This window comes from Lysobacter sp. Root494, assembly GCF_001427225.1.
GTDB lineage: Bacteria > Pseudomonadota > Gammaproteobacteria > Xanthomonadales > Xanthomonadaceae > Agrilutibacter.
The window spans coordinates 26237-50206 of the sequence record NZ_LMFH01000001.1 but is presented as its reverse complement, the minus strand read 5'-3'; the positions used below and the strand labels follow the sequence as shown (position 1 = coordinate 50206).

The window sequence follows — 23970 nt, the reverse complement described above, 5'->3', positions numbered from 1 at the left end:
GGCGACGGCCGCTGAGGGCAGGGCGGATGAGGGGGCTTTTGTTTCGCGGTCGACGTCCCCTCACCGTGCGTTGCTACGCAACGCGATCCCTCTTCCCGCAAGCGGGGGGAGGGATATTCACAGCCGCGGTAGATTCTGCGGTGGTAGAAGCCAGCATCAAGAAGCCCGGCGTTTGCCGGGCTTCTTGTCGTCGCGATTCGGTCGCTCAGCCGTTCCCCGGCACCGGCACCGGCATCGCATCGATCGGCACGGTCGAGTCCTCCTGCTCCTGCAGGTAATCGGGCAGGTCCTTGCCGTCCTTCGAGGCGCGGTCGCCGAAGATCTGGTAGTCGCGACGCTGCGACCACGCATCGCGCACCAGCGCGTAATCATCCTGCGCGCCTTCGCGCAGCGAATCGGTCGTCAGCAGCTGGGTGCGTACGTCGACCAGCTGCAGGCCCTGCAGCGGCACACGGATTCGATCGGCTTCCACCTGCCGCATCGGGCTCAGCGGCGCATCGCCGGCCATGCCGAACACGTCGCGCACCGTGCGCGGACCGAACAGCGGAAGTTCGAAGTAACGCGAGCGCTTCCAGCCCCACACGCCGAGCGTCTGGCCGAAGTCTTCGCTCTTCTGCGGCAGGTTCGCGCGCGTGGCGGGGTCGAAGAGGCCCGCGACGCCGAAGGTCGAATTGAGCAGGAAGCGGCCGAACGCCTGGCCCGCCTGCTTCGGCTTGCCCTGCAACAGGCTGTTGACCATCGTCAGCGGCTGGCTGAGGTTGTTGAAGAAGTTGCTGACGCCCAGGCGCACCGGGCGCGGCACCGCGCGCACGTAGCCGCGCGCGAGCGGCTTCGCCACGCGACGGTCGACCGCGTTGTTGAAGCGGTGCATGCGGCGGTTGTAGCCCTCCCACGGATCGTAGGTGCCTGGCAGCACCGCCGCGTCGGGCAGGTCGGGGTCGGCGAATTCCTGCGTGCCGTAGATGTCGCCGAAGGCCTGCTCGGCATCGGTTTGCGCGCCGGCGTCCGCACGCGCCGGCTCGCTGGCGGGCGGTTGCGTCGTGGCCCCGGCCTGCGGATCTTCCTGCGCGACCCGTTCCTGCGTGGCGGCATCGGCATCGTTCGACGTGGCCGGGACTTCGTGCGTCGCCGGCGAGGTCGCGCCCGTTGCTTCCGCTGCCGGAGTTCCAACGGAGGCTTCCGTCGTTGCAGGCGCAACGACAGCTTGCGCGGCTTCGCTGCTGTCAGTCGCAGCCGGCGCAGCTGTCTGCGGCTCGGCCGTCTGCGCGAAGGCAGCAACGGGTGCGAGCAGGCTGGCCAGCAGGGTCAGTCGGAATCCATTCGAACGCATTGGGGGTGCAGTCCAGGAGAAGGCGGCAGCGACAACGCTACCGCAAACAGGGCGGGCAAAAACTCAGGCCGCGAAGGAAAGATCGTCCTGCAGGCGATACGCGGTACGCAGCTCATCCAGGCCAGCCGGATGGCCCTGCACGCTCACCGGCCCGCCCGCGAGCGCGGCGATTTCGGCGAGCAGGGCGAGGCCGGCGCTATCGACCCCATCGACCGCGGACAGATCGAAGCGGCGCACGCCGGCGACCGACTTCTGCAACTGCGTCCACAAGCCGGCGACGGCGGCGCGATCGAGCGTGCCGGAGAACGTCAGCGTGTCGTCTTGGCGGGTGCAGGTGGCGGTCATGAGGTTATCCGGCGGGTGCGTCCGAGCGGCTTCGACGAAGCCGCTCCGCACCGCGCATTACTGGTTGGTCGTGGCGTCGGCCTGCAGCTTGCCGGCGCGGATGTCGGCGGCGACCTGCGGGATGGTCTTGCGGCCAAGTGGTCCGTCGAACTGCGTGCGGAAGGTCTGCACGAAGCTCACGCCTTCGACCATCACGTCGAACACCTTCCAGCCGGTGCCGGTGTTGCGCATGAAGTAGTCGACCGGCACGGGTTCGCCGCCCTGGCGCAGGAACTCGCTCGACACGCGCACGCCACGGCCGTTGGGCAGCGCGGTTTCCGACTTCACGCGGACCTTCAGCCTGGTGTTGAGGTCGAGCAGCGAGGAACCGTAACGCGACATCAGGCCATCGGCGAGCGCGTCGGCGAACAGCTTCACGTCGGCATCGGATGCACCGCGGCCGTGCGCGCCGAGCACGAGGCGGGCGGCGTAGTCGCGGTCGAACATGCTGTTGAATTCGGTCGCGATGAACTGGCGCAACGCGCCGCGGTTCTTGGTGAATTCGGCGCGGCGCGATTCGAGCGTGGAAAGGATGCGCGTGCTGTTGTCGAGCACCATCTTGCTAGGCGTGCCGGCCTTGGACGCGGCGGCGGCCTGCGCCTGCGCGAAGGTGACCGCGGGCGCGGCCGCGACGAACGCAGCGGCGAGCGCGAGAGAAAGGATCTTGGTTTTCATCATCATGGGCTTGGTTCTTCCGTGGGGGCGGGAGATTCGGTGCTGGGGTTGTCTTCGGCCGCGGGCTTGCCGCCACCGGAGAACATGTACTTGCCGACCAGCTGGATCAGGTCGACGGCGGGCTGGGTCATGAAGATCTCGTCGCCGGGCTTGAGCGGCTCGGGATCGCCGCCAGGGCTGAGGCCGATGTAGCTCTCGCCCAGCAGGCCATTGGTGAAGATGCCGGCGGAGGTGTCGCCGGGCAGGTCCTTGTACTTGTTGTCGATAGCCAAGGTCACGACGGAGTCGTATTTAACCGGGTCGACCTGAATGTCGGCCACCTTGCCCACCGCGACGCCGGCGATCTTCACCGGCGCGTTCGGGCGCAGCGCGCCGATCGCGGTGAAGCGCGCCTTCAGTTCGTAACTGTTGCTGCCGAAGCCCCAGTTGCGGTTGGTCGACGCCAGCGCCAGCACCAGCACCGAGGCGAGCGCGAGCAGCAGGAAGGCACCGACGGCGAATTCGATTCTTGGACCACGCATAGATCACCTGTTTCGTAGCCCGGGTAGCAGCAGAGCACCCGGGTGACGCGTTAGCGGAACAACAAAGCCGACATCACGAAGTTGAACATCAGCACCAGCAGCGACGCGTTCACCACCGCCTGCGTGGTGGCCACCGACGTCCCTTCGATGGTCGGCTCGGCGTGGAAACCCACGTGCGCGGCGACCAGCGCGGCGGTGGCGCCGAACACGCCCGACTTCACGAAGGCCATCGTGAAGTCGTCGTTGAAATCAACGCTGTCCTTGAGCACCTGCCAGAAGAATCCCTGGTCGATGCCGATCACGTGCACCGCCTCGAAGTAGCCGGCGGTGATCGCCAGGCTGCAGAAGAATGCGGTGAGCAGCGGCATCGAGATCACCGCGGCCCAGAAGCGCGGCGCGACCGCCTTGCCGATCGGATCGATCGCCATCAGGCCGAGCGCGGTGATCTGGTCGGTCGCACGCATCAGGCCGAGTTCGGCGGCGATCGAAGATCCGGCGCGACCGATGAAGAGCAGCGCGGTCAGCACCGGACCGAGTTCGCGGTACATGCCGAGGCCGAGCATCGCGCTGACCTGGTTCGCCGCGCCGTACGTGTCCAGCGCGCGATAACCCAGCAAGGTCACCGACAGGCCGACGAAGGCGCCGCCCACGGTCACGATCGGCAGCGTCCGCGCGCCGATCTTGTAGATCTCGCGGATGAGCTCGTGGAAGAAGTCCGCGGTCGGCTTCGATGCGCGCAGCACCGAAAGCGTGAACAATCCGGCGCGCCCGATCGCGCGGGTGGCGGCAACGAACGGCATCAGGCGACCTCCGCCGAAGAAAAGGCGCGGCTTTCAAACGGAATCGGACCGTCCGGTTCGCCGTCGAGGAACTGGCGGATCAGCGGATCGTCGCTGGCCTGCAGCGCGTCCGGCGTGCCGGAGAAGACGATGCCGCCATTGGCGATGACCACCGCGTGGTCGGCGATCGGCAGCGTCTCGTGCACGTGATGGGTCACGACGATGCTGGTCAGGCCGAGCGTGTCGTTGAGCCGGCGCACCAGGCTCATCACCACGCCCGACGCGATCGGATCGAGGCCGGTCAGCGGTTCGTCGTAGATCATCAGCGGCGGATCCAGCGCAAGGGCGCGGGCCAGCGCGACGCGACGCGCCATGCCGCCCGACAGCTCACGCGGATACGCATCGGCGGCGGCGCGCAGGCCGACCGCGTGCAGCTTCATCAGCACCAGACGGCGGATTACCGCGGCAGGCAGTTTGGTATGCATGCGCAATGGCAGTGCGACGTTCTCGGCGGCGGTGAGGTCGGTGAGCAGGCCGTTGCCCTGCAGCAGCACGCCGATGCCCTTGCGCAGTTCCAGCAGTGCGCGCTGCGAGCGCGGCACCTCCTGGCCGAGCACCTGGACCGAACCCGCCGCGGCCGCCAGTTCGCCGGTCAGCGCCGACAGCAGCGTCGACTTGCCGCTGCCCGACGGGCCCAGCACCGCGACGATGCTGCCGCGCGGTACGGACAGGTTGATGTCGCGCAGCACCGTCCGGCCGCCGCGGTCGAGGCGGAGGTTTTCGATGCGGACGATGGGCGAGGTGTCGGTCATGCCGGGGTCGGTCGGTGTCGCGCGGGCAAAACGCGCGCAAGGATGCCCATGCGGCGCTGAACAGGAGATGGCGCGCATTGTCGCAGACGCGGAGCGCCCAGGCTGCGGTGGTGCTCGCTTCACCAGGCCCCGCGAGCTGCTTCCCTCTCTCCGCTTGCGGGAGGAGGTGCCTAACGGGCGGGTGAGGGACGCGAGCGCAACGAGCGCGCTTTTGCTCCGGAAGGAAAACAGCTCGCTGCGTTCGCCGCCTCTCACACCCCAGGGTGCTTCCTTCGGGCGTCAGCCCTGTGGACAGCTTCTCCCCGCACGCGGCGAGAAGCGAAAAGTCCTGCGACTTCGCCGCGCAATCTCGCCCCCTGCGATCCCCATCCGGCAAGATGACCGCGATGCCCGCCGCGCCCGACTTCCGCCTCTACCACTCCAATGCACTCGATGTGCTCGCGGGGTTGCTCGCGGCGGAAGTCGCCCGGCTGCCCGCCGATGGCGACTGGCTGCGGCCCGACGTCGTCCTGGTGCCGCAGTTCTCGATGCGGCGCTGGCTGCAGCAGGAACTGGCCGAACGGCTGGGCATCTGCGCCAACCTGAAGTTCCTCACGCCGGGCGAATTTGTCGACTTCGCCCTCGACCAGAACCTGGAACAGGCGCCGGAAGGCGACCGCCTCGCGCCCGAGACGCTGCGCTGGCACGTGCTGCGCGAACTGCGGGCGGCGCCGCCGGCCGCGCTCGCCGGCTTCCTTGCCGGCGACGGCACGTCTGCCGAAAGAGCGCTCAAGGCCTGGTCGCTCGCGAACGCGCTCGCGGAAACCTACGAGAAGTACCAGGCCTGGCGTCGCGACTGGCTGCTCGACTGGGAACGCAACGCGCGGACGCGCGCGGGCAATGATGACTGGCAGGCGGCGTTGTGGCGCCGCATCGCCCGCGGCCGTGCGCACCGCGCGCGCCGCATCGACGATTACCTGCGGCGCGTGCGCGAGTCCGCGACGGGCCCCATTGGCCTGCCGCAACGCCTGTTCGTATTCGCCTGCCAGAACATCTCGCCCGACGTGCTGCAGGTGATCGCCAGCCAGTCGCACGCGGGCACTCAACACTTCTACCTGCACACGCCGGCGCGCGCGTTCTGGGGCGACCTGCAGCGCTGGCCGGACTACACGCCGGCGCAGGACGACGCGTTTCTAGGAGGCGGTGTCCTGGGCGGCGATGAGCCCGGTGGCGATGGCGCGCACGCGCCCAATCCGCTGCTCGCCGCGTGGGGCCAGGCCGGGCGCGACTTCATCGCCGGGCTGGTCAGCGGCGAGACCGTGCCGACCACGTTCGAACTCGCGCCGCATGTGCCGCCGCGCGAGGACACCCTGCTCGGCCGCCTGCAGCACGACGTGCTCGACAACATCGACTTCCGCAGCCGCAGCGACGCGGCTTCGACCTGGCCGCGCACTGAAGTCGACCGCCACGATCCGAGCCTGCAGTTCCACGCCTGCCACACGCGCCTGCGCGAAGTGCAGGTGCTGCACGACCAGTTGCGCGCGCTGCTGGAAGCCGAAGCGCCCGCCGGTGGCGAGCGCCTGCAACCGCGCGACATCGCCGTGCTCGCACCCGACATCGATGCGTACGCGCCGCATATCGAAGCCGTGTTCGGCGGCGCGCTCGGCAGCGAGCGCGAGATCCCGTACACCATCGCCGACACCAGCCCGCTGGCGAGTTCGCCGCTCGCCGCCGCGTTCCTGCGCCTGCTCGACCTGCCGCTGCGCGCGCTCACCGTCACCGATGTCCTCGACCTGCTCGCGGTGCCGGCGATCGCCACGCGTTTCGATATCGACGACAACGAACGCGGCGCGCTGCAGGACTGGCTCGACGCCGCCGGCGCGCGCTGGGGCCTCGACGCCGCCGATCGCGCGCGGCACGGTGCGCAGGGCGAGTCCGCCTACACCTTCGAATTCGCGCTCGACCGGCTGCTGCTGGGCTATGCGTCGGGCAGCGACGACGACATCGGCGGCCCGGGGCCGGAGCTGGCCGTCGCGCCATGGCCGGAACTGGAAGGCCAGGCCACGCGCGCGCTCGACGGCCTGCTGCGCCTGCTCGACGTGCTGCGGCGCGCCGGCGCGCGCCTGGCCGAAGCGAAGCCGGCCGCGGCGTGGGCGCGCGACCTCGACGGCCTGCTCGAAGCGATCTTCGCGCGTGGCGACGAGAACGATGCCGTCGCGCTGAAGGCGCTGCACCAGGCGATCGCCTCTTTCGCGCACGGCGCGATGCTCGCCGGCTTCGACGCCCCGGGCGAACACACTGCGGTGGAGCATGCGCTGGTGCTCGACCACTTCCGTCGCGCGCTGGGCGAAACCGATGCGCGCGCGCCGTTCCTGTCCGGCGGCGTCTGCTTCGGCCGCATGGTGCCCATGCGGCTGATCCCGTTCGAGGTGGTGTGCCTGCTGGGCATGGATGAGGCCGCATTCCCCGCGCGCGATGCGCGCGACAGCGTCAACCTGCTCGCGCGCCAGCTAGGCACGCCCGAACGCCGCGTCGGCGATCCGTCGCGGCGCGATGCCGACCGGTACCTGTTCCTGCAGCTGTTCGCGTCCGCCGGCCGCGTGCTGTACCTGAGCTGGTGCGGCATGGATCCGCGCGACAACTCGAGGCGCGAACCCTCCGCGGTGCTTGCCGAACTGCTCGATGCCGCCGTGGATGCGCACGAAGCCGCCGACGAGAAGACGCGCGCCGGCGTGAAGGAGTCTTTGGTGGTGCGCCACGCCCTGCAGCCGTTCTCGCCGGCCGCGTTCGGCGCCGCCCACGTGGGCGAAACACGTCCATTCGAATCCGCCGACGCCGCCGGCCTCGGCAGCGGCCAGGGCGACCCGCGTCGCTTCAGCTTCGACTCGCGCTGGCGCGAGGCCGCCGACGCCGCCATCGCGACGCAACCCGAACCGGTATTCGCGCCACCCACCCTGCTGCTGCCGCTGGCCGATCGCGAAGACCCGGCGGTGCTGCTCGACCGCGTGCGCAGCGTGTTGAACAAGCCGCACGTGGCCTACCTGCGCGACGGCCTCGGCCTGCGCCTGCCGGAAGACGAGGAAGTGGCCGACGATCACGAACCGCTCGGCCGTCCCGATGCATTGCGCCACTACCAGTTGCGCGAAGCGGTTTTCGCGGCGTGGTTGCGCGACCAGCGCCGGCCCGATCCGCGGCGACTGCAACGGCAATTGCTCGCACGCGCGCAGCTTGCGCCGGGCAGCGACGGCGCCGCGATCGTCGCCGAGCTGCTGGACGAACTCGCGCCTTTTGCCGTGGCCGCGCTGGATGGCGGTTTCGGTACCGGCGCGCAACGCCAGCCACTCGACGAGCCGCTCGGCACGCGACGCCTGCGCGGCAAGCTGGAGGACGTGCATCCGGGCGCGTCGCCGCGCGTGCTGCGCGTGGTGTTGCGCGCGAAGGGACGCCACGGCGGGCATGCGTTGCGGCACGGGCTCGACTGGCTCGCCGCTTCGCTGCTGCGGCTGCCGGTGTTCGAGCTGTACAAGGACAAGGAAGACGCGCCGCCGCTGCTGCGCCCGCGCGATCCCGTCGCGCCGGAACAGGCGCGTGCCGCGCTGGAATCGCTGGTCGCACTGCACGAGCGTGCGCTGGTGGAGCCGCTGCCGTTCCTGCCCAAGAGCGGTTACGCGTTGCATGCCGCCGAAAGGAACGGAAAGAACGGCCTGGTGGCGGCCGAAAATCTCTGGTGCGGCAAGAGCTTCAATCCCTACGGCGCCGACCGCAGCAACCCCGAGCGCAGCATCGCCACGCAGATGGCACTGCGCGGCCGCGACCCGTTCGTCGATGTCGACGTAGAGAGCCGCGAGCGCTTCGCGAGGATCGCGCGCGTTGTGTTCGCCGCGGTGGAAGAAGCCAGGGCGTTCGCACCGGAGGACGTGGCATGAGCCAGGCCGTCCTCGACACCCCGCTGGACAACCTCGGCCTGATCGAAGCCAGCGCCGGCACCGGCAAGACGTACACGCTGGCCGGCCTGTTCGCGCGCGCGGTGATCGTGGAGCGGCGCGCGGTGCCGGAAATCCTCGCCGTCACCTTCACCATCCGCGCCACGCAGGAACTGCACGAGCGCGTGCGCGACCGCCTGCTGCGCGCGGCGGAACTGGCCGCGCGCTGGCGCGAGGGCGACGCCGCGGAGCGGGACGGCGACGACGCCGGCGACGCCCTGCTGCGACGCCTGTTGGCCGATGCATTCGCCACCGGTACCGAGACATTGCCCAGCCTGCGCCGCCGTCTCGCCCGCGCCACCCGCGAGATGGACCAGGCCGCGATCACCACCATCCACGGCTTCTGCCAGCGCGTGCTCGCCGAGCATGCGCTCGACACCGGACAGGTGCTGCGCCCGGCCGACGTGGTCACCAGCGCGCGCGAGATGCACGAAGCGGTCGCGGTGGAATTGTGGCGTGAGTGGAATGCGTCCGCCGACGCCGGACGCACGGACGACAGCGCCTGGCTGCGATCGCGCTACGGCGGCCCCGCCGGGCTGGCCGCCGCGCTGCCCGCGCTGCTCGCGCCCGAGCCATTGCTGCCATCGCCGCCTCCGCACGTTGCGCCCGATCCGCGTCCCGCGCTGGATGCCGCGTGGCAGGCGTTCCGCCTCGCCTTCGCGCAGCACGGCGAAGCCGCGCACGATCTGCTCGTCGCCGCGCTGCAGGGCAAGGTGCTCAGCGGCGTGAAGTACAAGCCCGAACACGTCGCATCGCTGTGGAACTGGCTGCGCACTGCGGTCGCGAATGACGCCACGCCGATGCAGTGGCACGAACGGCTCGATCGCTTCACCCGCGCTGCGCTCGCCGAGGGCTGCAACAAGGACCAGCGACCGCCCGATTTGCCGCTGTGCGACGCCATCGCCGCGTTGCTCGCCGCGCGCGCGGCAGTGACGCCATGGCTGGAGGCCCGCGGCCTGCACTGCCTCCATGCCCTGCGCACGCAGGCCCGTGAACGCGTCCGCGCACGCAAGCAGGCCTTCCAGCAACGCGATTTCGACGACCTGATCGACGCGATGCTCGCGGCGGTGACCGATCCCGACCACGGCCCGCGCCTGTGCGAAGCGGTGCGCACGCAGTTCCCGCTCGCGCTGATCGATGAATTCCAGGACACCGACGCGCGCCAGTGGACGATCTTCGAACGCCTGTTCGGCGCGCACGCGCAGCAGGCAGCCGACGGCGCGAACGGCCTGCTGCTGGTGGGCGATCCCAAGCAGGCGATCTACCGTTTCCGCGGCGGCGACGTGCACACCTACCAGCGCGCACGCGACACCGCTGCCGTGGCGCCGCCGCTGGCGCGGAACTTCCGCTCGCGGCCGGGCCTCATCGAAACAGTCAACGCGCTGTTCGCACAGTCGCACCTGCGTGCGGGCGCGCTGGGCGAAGGCATCGACTTCGTCGCCACCGCTCCCGGCGGCAAGGTCGCCGACGATGCCCTGCTGATCGACGGCCTGCCCGCCGCGGCGCTGGTCTTCAACGAGCTGCCGCGCAAACGCGACGACAACGGCAAGGACAAGGACAAGGACTGGGCCAAGGAAGAATCCGTCGAACACCTTGCGCGCGGCTGCGCGCAGACGATCCGCGACCTGCTGCAACGGGCGCGGGACGATCGCGTCCTGCGCCGCGACGGCGACACGATGCGCCCGCTGGAACCGCGCGACTGCGCCGTGCTCGTCCGCGCGCATGCCGAAGCCGTCGCCGTACGCCACGCGCTGGCGGAGCTCGGCGTACCCGCGGTCGCCACCGGCCGCCAAAGCGTGTTCGAGACCGCACAGGCGCATGAGTTGCTGAGCCTGCTGCTCGCGCTGGCCTCGCCCTTCGACGAACGCCGCTTGCGCGCGGCGCTGGCGACGCGGTTGTTCGGGTTCGGCGCGGCGCAGCTGCATGCGCTTGCCGACGACGGCGACACGTTGCAGCGCTGGCAACACGACTTCGCCACCTGGCGGCTGCGCTGGGAGCAGCACGGACCGCAGGCGATGCTCGCCGGCGTGCTCGCACGCCAGGCCACGCGCCTGCTCGCGCAGGTCGATGGCGAACGCCAGCTCACCTGCCTCCTGCAACTGGGCGAACTGCTGCAAGAAGCGCGCGCCAACGCGACGCAGCCGCGCGGCCTTGGCCCGCAGGGTCAGATCGACTGGCTGCGCGCGGCGATCGCCAACGCCGACAAGGACGACTTCGAGCAGACCCCACGACTGGAATCCGATGCCGGCCGCGTGCAGATCCTGACCCTGCATGCGAGCAAGGGGCTGGAGTTCCCGCTGGTGTTCCTGCCGTTCGTGGCATTGGGGCGCCAGCGCAAGGATCCGGACATGGCGCTGTTCCAGTGGCATGGCGAACGCGTGCGACAGGTGCGCACGGACCATCGCCATGGTGATGAACCGGCGTGGGGCAAGGCGGATATCCCAGGCAGCGCCGTGGCGCTCCATCTCGCCGAAGAACAGGACGAGGACATGCGCCTGCTCTATGTCGGCCTGACCCGCGCGCGCGAAGCGCTGTGGGTGTGGGGCGGCGCGGTGTCGTACCACGAGGAGTCCGCCCTCGAGCGGCTGCTGGGTGGCGCGCGCCCTGCCGATGAACTTCGGCGCGCGCTGGGCGATCGCCTGCGTATCGAAGCGGCGCGGCTCCCCGATCCCGCCGACGCCACGCGCCTGCCGCCACAGCTGCAGGCCATCACGCCTCCCGCGCTCGAAGCCCGGCGCAAACTGCGTCGCGACTGGTGGATCCACAGTTTCAGCCAGCTGCACCGGCAGAAGCTGCACGGCGTGCACGCGGTGCAGGACGAAGCGCCCGCCATCGACGAGCGGCCGCTCGCGGCGACGCCGCCGGCGGTGTTCGAAGCGGTCGACCCGCGCTTCCGCGGCGAGCGTTTCGGCAACGCCGTGCACCACGCGCTGGAACATGCCGACTTCGCGCAGTGGAGTGATCACGCTGGCGCCGAACCGCCGGAAGGCGAGCGCGACGTGCTGGTGCGCGCGCTGCAGAGCCAGGACTACGCCTCCGACCACGTCGACGACGGCGTGTACGAGCTCACGCGACTGGTGTCGGCCACGCTCAACGCCCCGCTGCCCGAAGGCAGCCGCCTGTGCGACGTGCCGCCGTCCGCGCGCGTGGCGGAAATCGAATTCCACTTCACCCTCGCCGACGCCGACAGCGGCGCGCTGCTGGCGCTGCTGCACCGGCATGGCATCGCGCGCGACCGCCGCGACTTCGGCGCATGGCCGCGCCTGTCGGGGCTCATGAACGGCAAGATCGACCTCACCTACCTCGGTGGCGGGCGCGTGCACGTGCTCGACTACAAGTCGAACCTGCTGGCCGGCTACGACGAAGCCACCCTGGCGGAAGCGATGCGCGCAAGCGAGTACGACCTGCAGGCGCTGCTGTACGTCATCGCGCTGCACCGCTGGCTGCGCGTGCGCCGCGGCGGCGATTACGACTACGCGCGCGACTTCGGCGGCGTGCGCTACCTGTTCTGCCGCGGGCTGGAACGCGAGGGATCGCGCGGGATCATCGCACCGCGGTTCGACGTCGCGCTGGTCGATGCCGTGGATGCGTTGCTGGCGAAGGGAGATGCCGCATGAGCCGGCAGTTGTCGCTGCATGCCGATGCGGGCGGCCGCGCCGTCGATCGCGCGCTGGTCGACGTGCTGCGCCGGCTCGATCCCGCGACCGATCCGCGCGTGCTGCAGGCGGCGGAACTCGCCTCGCTGGCGATCTCGCTCGGCCACGCGGCGCTCGACCTGCAACGGCCGCAGCTGCTGGTGGAAAGCTTCGACGAACTGCCGCAACCGCAACCCTGGCGCGAAGCGCTACAGGCGTCGCGCTGGGTCGCCACGCCCGCCCCGCACGAAGCCGCGCCCGGCGACGTGCCGCTGGTGCTCGAGGGCGACCTGCTCTACCTGCGCCGCTATCGCGAATACGAGCGGCGCCTGGTCGCCGGATTGCGGCGTCTCGCTGCGCACGCGCCGGCCGCCGAAGACCTCGCGACGCTGGCGCCGCTTTTTGCCGCGCTGTTTCCGCACGCACGCGACGACGACGCACAGGCGCGCGCCGCCGCGCTCGCGCTGCGGCGTTCGCTGCTGCTGGTCACCGGCGGACCGGGTACGGGCAAGACCACGACCATCGCGCGCCTGCTGGTGCTGCTCGTGGCGCAGGCGCGCAATGCCGGTCGCGACACGCCGCGGATCGCACTGGCGGCGCCGACAGGTCGCGCGGCCGACCGCATGGCTGCGAGCCTGCATCGCTCGCTCGCGACCTTGCGCGAACACCCCGATATCGATCCCGTGTTGTTCGATGCGCTGCCGATCGATGCGCGCACCCTGCATCGCCTACTCGGCACGGTGCCCGGCAGCACGCGATTCCGCCACGACGCATCGCAACCCCTGGCGTTCGACGCAGTCGTCGTCGACGAAGCCTCGATGGTCGACCTGCCGCTGATGTGCAAGCTGGTCGAAGCGGTACGCGACGGCGCCCGCCTGATCCTGCTCGGCGATGCCGACCAGTTGCCGTCGGTGGAAGCCGGCGACGTGCTGGCGGCGATCGTGGAGGCCAGCGGCGACGGCCTGGCCTTGCCGGTGGATGCGGTGCAGTCGCTGCAGCCGCTGCTGGGCACCATGGCCTCGATCGAGTCATCCACCACGTCGCCGCTGCAGGGGCATCGCATCCACCTGCGCCGCGGCTACCGCCAGTCGGCCGCGCTGGATCTCGCGCCGCTTGCCGATGCCGCGCGCCAGGGCCATGCCGATGAGGCGCTGGCGCTGCTGCGCGGACAGCAACTGTCGGGCGTGCACTTCCACGCCGACCACTTCGACCTGTTGTCGGCGGCCACGCGCGAGGAACTGCTGGCGCCCTGGCGCGAACTGGCGACGTTGGCCGACCCGCGTGCCGCACTGGCCATCGCCGACCGCGCGCGCGTGCTGACCGCGCTGCGCGAAGGCCAGCAGGGCGCGTCCCAGCTCAATGCACGCATCGAGGAGGCGCTCGCCGGTGCGCAACGCGACGCCTACTTCCACGGCCGCCTCCTCCTGGTCACCGAGAACAGTTATCGCCACGGCCTGTTCAACGGCGACATCGGCGTGTGCCTGCGCGACGACAGCGGCACGATCGTGGCCTGGTTCAACGGCGCCGCGGACGTGCGCGGTTTCCACGCCGCGGCACTGCCGGCGCACGGCGGCGCCTTCGCCATGACGGTGCACAAGTCGCAGGGCTCGGAGTACGACACCGTGTGGCTGCAACTGCCGAAGCAGGAAGCGCGCACGCTCTCGCGCGAACTCGTCTACACCGCGCTGACGCGCGCACGCGAATGCGTACACATCTGCGCGAGCGAAGCGGTGCTGCGCGGCGCGCTGTCGCGTCATGCGCAGCGTGTTTCCGGACTGGCGCAACGCCTGCGCACGTGACGCCGCGTCTGCTGCGCCGAATCTGCAAGCGCGGCCTGTTCAGCGATATTTGACCCCAGCTGTACGACCGGCTGACTAGCGTTGATGTCCCGGCGCCATCTGGCGCCGGCTCCCCCAACACCAGGAGAGCAGCAGATGAGCGACGTCAAGAAAGACCACAACATCGGTTCGGGTACCGGCGCAATGACCGGCGCAGTCGCGGGTGCGGCAATTGGTTCGGCGGCAGGCCCCGCGGGTAGCGCAGTGGGCGCCGTGGTCGGCGGACTGGTCGGCTCGAAAGCCGGCGACTCGATCGCCGAAGCCATCAACCCCACCGAGTACACCGCCCACTTCCAGAAGGAATACAAGAACGCGCCGTACTACATCAGCGGCAGCGAGTGGCGCGACTACGAGCCGGCCTACAAATACGGCTACGACAACTACTCGATGTATCGCGGCCGCCCGTTCGAGGAAGTCGAACCGGAACTGCGCAGCAACTGGGAAGCCTCGCGCGCCGACTCGCGCCTGGCCTGGGACGATGCGCGCGGTGCCGTGCGCGACAGCTGGCATTACATCGAACGCGCATTGCCGGGCGATGCCGACCGGGACGGGCGCTGAAACTGCCAGTGCCATGACGGGCATCCGCAAGGTCCGCTGACCACAGGCAGCATCCGACGGAATGCGGGGCCGGAAACGGCTCCGCATTTTTGTTGCGCCAAGCCGCTGGAGTACGATGCCGGTCCCCGACGAAGAGGCCGGCAAGCCCATGGCCAACGACAAGCCTTCCCGCGAGCAGGCCGAAGCCGCGATCCGCACGCTGCTCGCCTGGGCCGGTGACGATCCGGCCCGCGAAGGCCTGGTCGACACGCCCAAGCGCGTGGTCACCGCATACGGCGACTGGTTCAGCGGTTACGGCGAGGATCCCGCCGATTACCTCAAGCGCACCTTCGAGGAAGTCGAGGGCTACGACGAGATGATCGTGCTGCGCGACATCGAGTTCGAGAGCCACTGCGAACACCACATGGCGCCGATCATCGGCAAGGCGCATGTCGGCTACCTGCCCAACGGCAAGGTCGTCGGCATCAGCAAGCTCGCGCGCGTGGTCGAGACCTACGCACGCCGCCTGCAGGTGCAGGAGAAGATGACCGCGCAGGTCGCGCAGGTGATCCAGGACGTGCTGCAGCCGCGCGGCGTCGGCGTCGTCATCGAGGGCGCGCACGAATGCATGACCACGCGCGGCGTGCACAAGCGCGGCGTGAGCATGATCACCTCGAAGATGCTCGGCGGCTTCCGCGAGGATGCGCGGACCCGGGCCGAGTTCCTGCAGTTCATCGACGTCGGGCCCGGACGCTGAGGCGCGACGCCGTGCTTCGCCTGCACGCAAGCGCCCGGTCGATGCGCCCTCAGGCCGGTGTCATCCGCATCCTGCTCGCTTCGATCGTCCTGGCGGTCATTGCCGGCTGCGCCCATGTCGCGGCGCCGTGGGCTAAGCGGGTCGAAAGCGACATCGAGCGCCAGCGCCAGCAGTGGAACCAGCTGGTCGCGTACCGGAAGCCGGCCGACCTCGCCGGCCTTGTGGCCGATGACGTGCAACTGATCACGCCGTCGCGCGTGGTCAGTGGAAAGAAGAACCTGGTACGCACCTACGAGGGCCTGCTGCAGAAGCGCCCGGACCTCGTGCAGATCTTCACGCCCGAGCGCGTCGAGCGGAATGCGAAGTGGAAGTTCGCCGCCGAACGCGGCCGCTGGTCCGAGTCGTGGCAGGAACAGGGCGAAAACACCGAAGTCCGCGGCAGCTATTACGCGCTGTGGAAACTGAAAGACGGCCGTTGGCGGCTGTATTCGCAGATCGTGACGCCGCTGTCGTGCACAGGCGCGCGTTACTGCAAGTCCATGGAGTAGCCGCTATGTCGACGCGTCGCTTGTCCGCCGTGGCACTGGCTCTGGCCGCGCTGTTCGCGGCTTCCGCGCACGCCGGCACCGCGCCGGCCACGTTGCGCGTCGACGTGCTGCATACCGGCAATGCGCTGTCCGAGCAGTACGCGCTCGAACGCATCGTGCTGGAGCCCCTCCCTTGGCCCGGCAATCCCGCGCGGCCGCTCGACGACAGCAATCGCGGCCTGAACCGCGTCGAGGTCGTCGATCCGAAGACCAACAAGGTGCTGTACTCGCGCGGCTACAGCACCATCTTTGGCGAATGGCGCACGACCGACGAGGCGCAGAAGCAGAGCCGCGGCTTCCAGGAGTCGCTGCGTTTCCCGATGCCCGTCGCGCCGGTGCGGCTGCGCGTTCTGCAGCGCGACGACCGCAACGAGTTCTCGGTGGCATGGAGCATCGACATTGATCCGGCCGCGCAGGACATACAGCGTGAGAAGCGGCCGGCGCCGGCCGAACCGATCGCCATCCGCAACAACGGACCGTCAGCGGAGAAGGTCGACCTGCTGATCCTCGGCGATGGTTACACGCGCGAGCAGCTGCCGAAATTCGAAGCCGATGCACGCCGGCTTGCCGACCACCTCTTCAGCGTGTCGCCGTTCCGCGAGCGCGCCAACGACTTCAACGTCTGGGCACTGGCGGTGCCGACGCGCGAATCGGGCGTGTCGCGCCCTTCCACCGGCACCTTCCACGATTCCTCGCTCAATACCCGCTACGACATCTTCGGCAGCGAGCGCTACGTGCTCACGCTCGACAACCGCGCGCTGCGCGAGCTGGCGCAGTACGCGCCCAACGAGTTCATCGAGATCCTGGTCAACAACGAGACCTACGGCGGCGGCGGCATCTTCGGCCAGTTCAGTACCGCGGCGGCGAGCAACGACTGGGCGAACTACCTGTTCGTGCACGAGTTCGGCCACCACTTCGCCGCGCTCGCCGACGAGTACTACACCTCGCCCGTTGCGTACGCGTCGGGCACCGAACGCCCGGAACCGTGGGAACCGAACGTCACCGCCCTGCTCGATCCTTCGCAGCTGAAATGGAAGCGCCACGTTGCCCCGACCACGCCACTGCCGACGCCGTGGCCCAAGGCCGAATACGAGAAGTACCAGCGCGAATACCAGGCCAGGCGCATCGCCCTACGCAAGGCGAACCGCCCGGAGTCGGAGATGAGCGCGCTGTTCGCTGCCGAGCGCAAGTTCACCGATTCCTTGATGGCGCGGCAACCGAACCGCGACGTGATCGGCGCGTTCGAGGGCGCGAATTACCAGGCCAGCGGTTATTACCGGCCGGCGATGCAATGCATCATGTTCAGCCGCATCGAGCAGTTCTGCCAGGTGTGCCAGGACGCGATTGCGGAGATCATCGATCTGTATTCGCGTCCCTTGGGTGACTGATTCCAGCACTGTCGCGGTCCCAGGCGTTGTGGATTGCCTGGTCGGGTTGCCGTCTTTTTCTGCTTTCCGCTTTGATCGTCATTCCCGCGAAAGCGGGAATCCAGTGACTTTGCTTTCCAACGATCTCCGGGAGAGCAGAAAGACACTGGATTCCCGCTTTCGCGGGAATGACGAGCTGAAATATCTTCGCGCGCGGGAGTGAATTGGCGCAGGTCGCAAGTGAAGCGGTGCCGCATCCACTAGTGCCTAGTGCCGCGACACGACGACGGCAGAGAATGCCAAGCGCTCGCGCAAGCTGATCGCGAACTTACGCCGCCTCAGCTGATCTCTTCCTCGCCCGCATCCAGTTCCGCGCCCAGCAGGCGCTGGCTGTCCTCCAGCGGCAACGCCTCCACCTCGCGCAGCTTGCGCGTGAGCGCGCGGGAGCGGCGGCCGGTCTCTTCGATCTTGCTGCTGGCTTCGTCGAGCTTCTTCTTCACCCCGTCGAGCACCACGCCGAACTTGGCGAACTCGGTCTTCACCGCGCCCAGCGTGCGCCACACCTCACTCGAACGTTCCTGGATCGCCAGAGTGCGGAAGCCCATCTGGAAACTGGTCATCAACGCCAGCAGCGTAGTCGGACCGGCGACGGCGATGCGCTGATCGCGCTGCAACGCATCCACCAGGCCAGGGCGACGCAGCGTTTCGGCGTACAGGCCTTCGGTCGGCAGGAACAGGATCGCGAACTCGGTGGTGTGCGGCGGACCGACGTACTTGCTGCGGATGCGCGAAGCCTCCTGGCGCACGCGCCGTTCCAGGGCGTCGCCGGCAGCGTGCGCGGCGGCGACGTCGCCGCGTTCCTGCGCATCGAGCAGGCGTTCGTAGTCTTCGCGCGGAAACTTGGCGTCGATCGGCAGCCACAGTGGCGCGTCGCCGGTCGAACCGGGGAACTTCACCGCGAATTCCACGCGCTCGCTGCTGCCCGGCAACGTCGCCACGTTGGCTGCGTATTGGTCCGGCGCGAACACCTGTTCCAGCAACCCGGCGAGCTGCACTTCGCCGAACACGCCGCGCGACTTCACATTGCCGAGCACGCGCTGCAGGCCACCGACATCGGCGGCGAGCTTGTTCATGTCGCCCAGGCCCTGGTGCACCTGCGCGAGCATCGCGGTGACGTTGCCGAAGCTCTCGCTCAGGCGCGTCTCCAGTGTCGCGTGGAGCTTTTCATCGACGGTTGCGCGCATCTGTTCGAGCTTGGCGGCGTTGTCGACCTGCAGTTCGCGCAGCTTCTGCTCCAGCGTCGTGCGCATCTCGCCGATGCGCTGCTCGTTGTTGCGCGTGAGTTCGCCGACGCGATGGTCGAGCGCGGCGGCGAAATCCTTCAGCGCCAGCGAGGCTTCCTGGCGCGCCTTGCGCGCATCTTCGGTGAGCGCCTCACGCAGGTCTTCCAGGCGCTGGTCGGTGCGGCCCGCGGCTTCGTTCAGCCGACTGGCGAAGCCGTCGATGCGCAGTTCCTGCTGCGACGAGAAGCTGTCCAGCTGCTGGCGCAGCTCGGTGCGGCCTTCGCGCTGCTCTTCGCGCAACGCCTGCTGCAGCGCGCTGTCCGGGCGGCGCAGCAGCAACAGGACCAGCAGGACGATCGCAACGAGGATCGCGACCAGCAACAGCGCGAGAAGCACGGATTCGGACATGCCGACAGTGTACCGGCACGCGTCGCAGCGCATGAGACCCACGCCGGATGTGCAGGCTTCGGCAATAGTCAACCAAACGGTTGACAGTAACCTCGGCAGGTGCCTATTCTTCAGGCAACGACAATCCGGGAGAATTCAGATGGCGACGCACCAGGGCAGCTGCCACTGCGGCAAGGTGGCTTTCGAAGTGGAAGGCGAGATCGACAGCGCGCTGTCGTGCAATTGTTCGATGTGCCAGCGCAAGGGCTCGCTGCTGTGGTTCGTGCCGCGCGCGCGGTTGCGCCTGACCTCCGGCGAGGACGCGCTGGCCACCTACACGTTCAACAAGCACGTGATCCGGCACAACTTCTGCTCCCACTGCGGCATCCATCCGTTCGGCGAAGGCATCGATCCGAAGGGCAATGCGGTGGCCGCGGTCAACATCCGCTGCATCGAAGGCATCGACCTCGCTGCCGTGCCCGTGCACCACTACGACGGCCGCTCCATCTGAAATGCCGCGATGAACGCTTCAACATTTCCCATCGAAGGCGGCTGCGCCGGAAGGCGCGCGGCTCTTTGCGCGTTCTACGACGCAATGGAGTCGTTGCTGCGGTGGCGGGCGGCGAAGTCGGGTTAACGATCCGAGCCCTGTCGTCATTCCCGCGACGGCGGGAATGACGGGCACGGCGCTAGACCAGCCGCTCCGGATGCGCGTAAAGATTCAGCGCATCGCCGCGCGCAAACGCCGCCAGCGTGATGCCTGCCGTTTCGGCGGTCCGGATCGCCAGATCGGTCGGCGCTGAAATCGCCACCACGATCCCGATGCCCGCCATCGCCGCCTTGTGCACGATCTCGTACGAGGCGCGCGAGGTCATCACCAGGAAACCCCGGGATGGCGTGATGCGGTCGCGCACCATCGCGCCGATCAGTTTGTCGAGCGCGTTGTGGCGGCCCACGTCCTCGCGCACCAGCAATCCGCCCGCGTGCATGAAGCCGGCCGCGTGTACGCCACCGCTGCGGGCATTCAGGGGCTGCTGCTGCGCCAGCGCATCCAGCGCCGACCAGACCTGCGTCATCGGGACCTCGTCCGGTGTGTCCACGGGAGGAACCGGCCGCTGCGCATCCTGCAGCGCTGCCACGCCGCACAGGCCGCACCCGCTGCGGCCTTCGAGGCTGCGGCGGCGCTCCAGCAACGCGTCGTAGCGCGACTGCGGGATCGCGGCGTGCAGCTCGACGCCCGCTTCGCCGCGCACGACGTCGACGAGACGAAATTCGTCCGCGGAACCGACCACGCCTTCGCTCAGCGAGAAACCGAGCGCGAAGTCTTCCAGGTCGCACGGCGTCGCCATCATCACCGCGAAGGACAGGCCGTTGTAGAGCAGTGCCACCGGCGCCTCGACCACGGCGGAATCCTCGCGCAGGTCGCGTGCATCGGCCTGCACGCGCAGTGCCTCCACCCTGGCAAGCGCGTCGTTCAGCACGTCGCGCACAGGCGCCGTCCCTTGTCGGTGAGCCACAGCAGGATGCGGTTGCCGTCTTCGCGCTGTTCGACCAGGTCGAGCCCATCGAAGCGCCGATCCTGGCCGAGTGCGGTGAGCAGGCGCTGCAGTTCGCTCAGGCTCAGCTGCAGGCGCCTGGCCACGCGGTGGATCGACTGGCCGTCCTCCTCGGCCAGCAGCTGCAGCAAAGCCAGGGCGTGCTGTTCCATCACGGGATGTTGCGCAGGGCGGGGTCAAGCCCGGCGGAAGCCGCCGGCAATTCCGACGGCGAACCTGGGGCCGCCCTGCGCAGGCGCACCGGAATCGACTTCGATGCCGGGGTGCGTGCGCGTTCGGCGTAACTGTCCAGCGGCACCAGCGGGTTGGTTTCCGGGAAATACGCAGCCAGGCAGCCGCGGGGAATGTCGTATTCGACCAGTCGGAAGCCGTGCACTTCGCGTTCCTGCACATCGCCGCTTCCATCACCCCACACGGAGACCAGGTCGACCATGTCGCCATCGGCGAAACCGTGCCGCTCCAGGTCCCCGCGTGAGATGAAGCACACGCGGCGCAGTCCGTGCACGCCGCGATAGCGGTCATCGAGTCCGTACACCGTGGTGTTGTACTGGTCGTGCGAACGCACGGTCATCAGCGTCAGCAGTTCCTCGCCGCTGGTCGCGGCGGCAGTCAGCGGATGCACGAAGAAGTGCGCCTTGCCGCCGGCGGTCGGAAACACCCGTTCGCGGTTCGGATGGTGCAGATGGAAGCCGCCCGCCGTCCGCACGCGGGTGGTGAAATCCTCGAAGCCGTCGATCACGCGCGCGATCCGGTGCCGGATCCGGTCGTAATCCTCGACCAGCGCCAGCCACGGCGTGCGGCTGTACGCCAACATCGCGGCGGCGAGGTGCGCAACGATTGCGGGTTCGGACAACAACTGTTCCGACGCCGGCGGATTCATGCCCGCGGACAGGTGCACCATGCTCATCGAATCCTCGACCGTCACCGCCTGCGGGCCCGTGGCCTGCAGGTCGATCTCGGTGCGACCCAGGCACGGCAGGATCAGCGCGTCGCGGCCGTGCACGAGGTGCGAGCGGTTGAGCTTGGTGCTGACGTGCACGGTGAGTCCGCAATTGCGCAATGCCGCCTGCGTCTGCGCGGTATCGGGCGTCGCCGCGGCGAAGTTGCCGCCGAGCGCGAAGAACACCTGCGCGCGACCGTCGCGCATGGCCGCGATCGCTGCAAGCGTGTCGAAGCCGTGTTCGCGCGGCGGGGCGAAACCGAATTCGGCGCCGAGCCGGTCGAGGAACGCGTCCGACGGCTGCTCGTACACGCCCATCGTGCGATCGCCCTGCACGTTGGAATGGCCGCGCACCGGGCATGGACCCGCGCCGCGCCTGCCGACGTTGCCGCGCAGCAGCAGCAGGTTGCCGAGCATCTGGATCGTGGCGACGCTGCGATGGTGCTGGGTGATGCCCATGCCCCAACACAGGATCGTCGCGTTGCTGTCGATGTAGATCCGCGCGGCGTCTTCCAGCTGCGCGCGTGCCAGGCCGGATTCGCGTTCGAGATCCTCCCAGCGCGTGGCGCGCAGGCTGGCGGCGAACGCGTCGAAGCCCTGCGTATGCGTGGCGATGAAATCGCGATCGATCGCGTCCCGTTCGACCACCACCTTCGCCATCGCCGTCGCGACGGCGAGATCGCCGCCGATGCGCGGCTGGAAGTATTCGGACGCGATGCGCGCGCCGGCGCTGCCCGGCAGCATGTCCACCGGCGATTGAGGATTCGCAAAGCGCTCGAGCCCGCGTTCGCGCAGTGGATTGAAGGCCACGATGCGGCAGCCGCGTTTCGCCGCGTCGCGCAGTTCGCCGAGCATGCGCGGATGGTTGGTGCCGGGGTTCTGGCCGAAGATGAAGATCGCCTCGGCGTGCTCGAAGTCTTCCAGCAGCACCGAGCCCTTGCCGCTGCCGAGCTGCTCGGTCAATGCCACGCCCGACGGCTCGTGGCACATGTTCGAGCAGTCGGGCAGGTTGTTGGTGCCGAACTCGCGCACGAACAGCTGGTAGAGGAAGGCGGCTTCGTTGGATGCGCGTCCGGAGGTGTAGAAGATCGCCTCGTCGGGCGAGGCCAGTGCATTCAGCGCCTGCGCGATCAGCGCGAACGCGCCGTCCCAGCCGATCGGCACGTAGCGGTCGCTGCCAGCGTCGTAGCGCATCGGCTCGGTCAGGCGGCCCTGCGCCTCGAGGAAACGATCGTCCTGTTGCGCGAGCCATTCCACCGTGTTCCGGGCGAAGAACTCGCGATCGACGCGCTTGCTGGTGGCCTCGTTCGCCACGGCCTTGACGCCGTTCTCGCAGAACTCGAAAGTCGAATGCGCGTTGCGGTCCGGCCACGCACAGCCCGGACAGTCGAAGCCGGCGGGCTGGTTCGCGTGCAGCAGCGTGCCCGCACCCTTCATCACTACCCCTTGTTCGCGCAACGCCTGCCACGAACTCTTCAGCGCATCCCATCCGCCCGCGGGCTTGAGGTAGACGTCGATGGATTTGCGCTGCGACATGCGGGCAATGCCGTGAACGATTCATCGCGATTCTAGCGCCGGATGCGGAGTCAGCGTTCAAGCCGCCAAGCTGTACAGGCTTCCCGCCACAGCGGTTTCATGCGCTGCGCACGCGTACTCGGGAATGCTTCGCGCATGCCTACCTCGACCCACGCTCTCGACCTGACGCCGTATCGCAATCGCGACGGCAACTCCGGCGTCCGCGCCTATCAGCTCCTGGACGACGGCATCATCGTGCGCTTCATCGAAGACGGCACCTATCGTTACGGACCCGAACGTCCGGGCCGTTATCACGTCGGACAGATGAAGTCGCTGGCGATGGCCGGGCGCGGCCTCTCGTCGTACATCAATCGCTACGTGCGCGACAAGTACGAAGAGCGGCTCGAGTGAGACGCTAGGGTTTGCACCCGGCGAGGGCGCGGATGCGTGCGTGGCGCACCCGCAGCATCGCGCCGTGATCCTGCAGGCCGATGTGACCGCTGCGTGCAGCACCGAAGTCCGGTTGGCCGGCAAACTTGCTTGCGGCGAGGCGTTGCTTCCAGTCGTCACTGCCCACCGTGTAAGCCGCCACGCGCACGCCATTGAGCCAGTGCTCGATGCGCGGGCCACAGGCGACGATGCGGGCATGGTTGTATTCGCCGGACGGGCGCAACACCGAGCCTTCCGCGGCAACGAGGTCGTACACCGATCCGGCGCGATGCGAGGCGACAAAGCGGTCTTGGGCCGCGGCATCGTCGAGCAGCTGGTATTCGGCGGCGCGCTGCCACACCGGATCGCTGTCGGCGGCGCGATAGAACACGCCGCTGTTGCCGCCTGGCGCGAGTTGCCAGTCCAGTTCGAGTTCGAAATCGGCGAACTGCGCATCAGTGACGATGTCGCCGCCACCCGCTGCGGTGAGCACCAGCGCGCCGTCGATCGCCTGCCAACGCGGATCAATTGTGTCCTTGCCAACGTTGTGCCAGCCGCGGGTGGATACGCCGTCGAACAGCGGCTGCCACGCACCCGGCTCCGGCGGCGTAGACGTACAGGCGGAAAGCATCAGCACCAGTCCCGTCCACGCACTGCACATCACGCGACGCACGTC

Annotated in this window: 19 protein-coding genes and 1 pseudogene; 9 read left to right on the top strand and 11 right to left on the bottom strand. The window is 68.8% G+C overall.

Annotation, left to right across the window (positions count from 1 at the left end; genetic code table 11):
- Positions 1–205 precede the first annotated feature (205 nt).
- The 6 genes and pseudogenes from ASD14_RS00220 to ASD14_RS00195 form a co-directional block, all read right to left on the bottom strand.
- Positions 206–1330: a VacJ family lipoprotein gene (locus ASD14_RS00220; RefSeq protein ID WP_056127273.1), complete on the bottom strand. Its 1125-nt coding sequence runs from the start codon at positions 1328–1330 to the stop codon at positions 206–208.
- A 63-nt stretch (positions 1331–1393) separates the two neighbouring features.
- Positions 1394–1675, bottom strand: coding sequence for an STAS domain-containing protein (locus tag ASD14_RS00215; RefSeq protein WP_056127268.1), 282 nt, complete (start codon positions 1673–1675; stop codon positions 1394–1396).
- Positions 1676–1732: 57 nt separating this feature from the next.
- Complete coding sequence (locus ASD14_RS00210) at positions 1733–2389, bottom strand: ABC transporter substrate-binding protein (protein WP_056128688.1); 657 nt, start codon at positions 2387–2389, stop codon at positions 1733–1735.
- 68 nt (positions 2390–2457) lie between these two features.
- Positions 2458–2910 (bottom strand): annotated as a pseudogene (gene mlaD, locus ASD14_RS00205) (outer membrane lipid asymmetry maintenance protein MlaD); the annotation flags it as partial.
- A gap of 50 nt (positions 2911–2960) precedes the next feature.
- Complete coding sequence (locus tag ASD14_RS00200; protein ID WP_056127262.1) at positions 2961–3710, bottom strand: MlaE family lipid ABC transporter permease subunit; 750 nt, start codon at positions 3708–3710, stop codon at positions 2961–2963.
- A complete protein-coding gene (locus tag ASD14_RS00195; protein WP_056127260.1) occupies positions 3710–4501 on the bottom strand; it encodes an ATP-binding cassette domain-containing protein in 792 nt (263 codons plus the stop codon). Before ASD14_RS00195 ends, ASD14_RS00200 begins: the two co-directional genes overlap by 1 nt.
- A 377-nt stretch (positions 4502–4878) precedes the next feature.
- Here ASD14_RS00195 and recC point away from each other — a divergent pair, with 377 nt between their 5' ends.
- The 7 genes from recC (at position 4879) to ASD14_RS00160 (ending at position 17205) form a co-directional block, all read left to right on the top strand.
- Positions 4879–8406, top strand: a complete 3528-nt coding sequence (gene recC, locus ASD14_RS00190) for an exodeoxyribonuclease V subunit gamma (protein WP_082538625.1) — start codon at positions 4879–4881, stop codon at positions 8404–8406.
- Entirely contained in the window at positions 8403–12080 is a 3678-nt protein-coding gene (locus ASD14_RS00185; protein ID WP_056127257.1) for an exodeoxyribonuclease V subunit beta, read from the top strand. The genes recC and ASD14_RS00185 overlap by 4 nt, the downstream gene beginning before the upstream one ends.
- Entirely contained in the window at positions 12077–13897 is a 1821-nt protein-coding gene (gene recD / locus ASD14_RS00180; protein ID WP_056127254.1) for an exodeoxyribonuclease V subunit alpha, read from the top strand. Before ASD14_RS00185 ends, recD begins: the two co-directional genes overlap by 4 nt.
- Before the next feature lie 135 nt (positions 13898–14032).
- Positions 14033–14494, top strand: a complete 462-nt coding sequence (locus tag ASD14_RS00175) for a glycine zipper domain-containing protein (protein ID WP_056127251.1) — start codon at positions 14033–14035, stop codon at positions 14492–14494.
- 148 nt (positions 14495–14642) lie between these two features.
- Complete coding sequence (folE, locus tag ASD14_RS00170) at positions 14643–15230, top strand: GTP cyclohydrolase I FolE (RefSeq protein WP_162247667.1); 588 nt, start codon at positions 14643–14645, stop codon at positions 15228–15230.
- A 41-nt stretch (positions 15231–15271) separates the two neighbouring features.
- A complete protein-coding gene (locus ASD14_RS00165; RefSeq protein WP_056127245.1) occupies positions 15272–15778 on the top strand; it encodes a nuclear transport factor 2 family protein in 507 nt (168 codons plus the stop codon).
- 5 nt (positions 15779–15783) lie between these two features.
- Entirely contained in the window at positions 15784–17205 is a 1422-nt protein-coding gene (locus ASD14_RS00160) for a M64 family metallopeptidase (RefSeq protein WP_157474918.1), read from the top strand.
- Positions 17206–17522: 317 nt separating this feature from the next.
- Here ASD14_RS00160 and rmuC read toward each other — a convergent pair whose 3' ends face one another.
- Positions 17523–18875 (bottom strand): DNA recombination protein RmuC, encoded by a 1353-nt coding sequence (gene rmuC, locus ASD14_RS00155; protein WP_056128682.1) that lies wholly within the window; start codon positions 18873–18875, stop codon positions 17523–17525.
- 139 nt (positions 18876–19014) lie between these two features.
- On the opposite strand from rmuC, the gene ASD14_RS00150 reads away from it, so the two are divergent.
- The gene (locus ASD14_RS00150) at positions 19015–19365 is read left to right on the top strand and encodes a GFA family protein (protein ID WP_056127243.1); all 351 of its coding nucleotides are present in this window, start codon (positions 19015–19017) and stop codon (positions 19363–19365) included.
- Positions 19366–19543: 178 nt separating this feature from the next.
- On the opposite strand, the gene fdhD is transcribed toward ASD14_RS00150, so the two are convergent.
- The 3 genes from fdhD to ASD14_RS00135 are packed head-to-tail and all read right to left on the bottom strand — an operon-like array spanning position 19544 to position 22886.
- Positions 19544–20344 (bottom strand): formate dehydrogenase accessory sulfurtransferase FdhD, encoded by an 801-nt coding sequence (fdhD, locus tag ASD14_RS00145; RefSeq protein WP_056127238.1) that lies wholly within the window; start codon positions 20342–20344, stop codon positions 19544–19546.
- Positions 20329–20562 carry a helix-turn-helix domain-containing protein gene (locus tag ASD14_RS16175; protein WP_056127235.1) on the bottom strand — a complete coding sequence of 78 codons (234 nt, stop codon included), beginning with the start codon at positions 20560–20562 and terminating at the stop codon, positions 20329–20331. Before ASD14_RS16175 ends, fdhD begins: the two co-directional genes overlap by 16 nt.
- On the bottom strand, positions 20562–22886 hold the full coding sequence (locus ASD14_RS00135; RefSeq protein WP_056127232.1) for an FdhF/YdeP family oxidoreductase: 2325 nt from the start codon (positions 22884–22886) through the stop codon (positions 20562–20564). The genes ASD14_RS16175 and ASD14_RS00135 overlap by 1 nt, the downstream gene beginning before the upstream one ends.
- Before the next feature lie 135 nt (positions 22887–23021).
- On the opposite strand from ASD14_RS00135, the gene ASD14_RS00130 reads away from it, so the two are divergent.
- Positions 23022–23276, top strand: a complete 255-nt coding sequence (locus ASD14_RS00130) for a hypothetical protein (RefSeq protein WP_056128679.1) — start codon at positions 23022–23024, stop codon at positions 23274–23276.
- Positions 23277–23280: 4 nt separating this feature from the next.
- On the opposite strand, the gene ASD14_RS00125 is transcribed toward ASD14_RS00130, so the two are convergent.
- Positions 23281–23967, bottom strand: a complete 687-nt coding sequence (locus ASD14_RS00125) for a DUF1080 domain-containing protein (RefSeq protein ID WP_157474915.1) — start codon at positions 23965–23967, stop codon at positions 23281–23283.
- Positions 23968–23970: the final 3 nt, after the last annotated feature.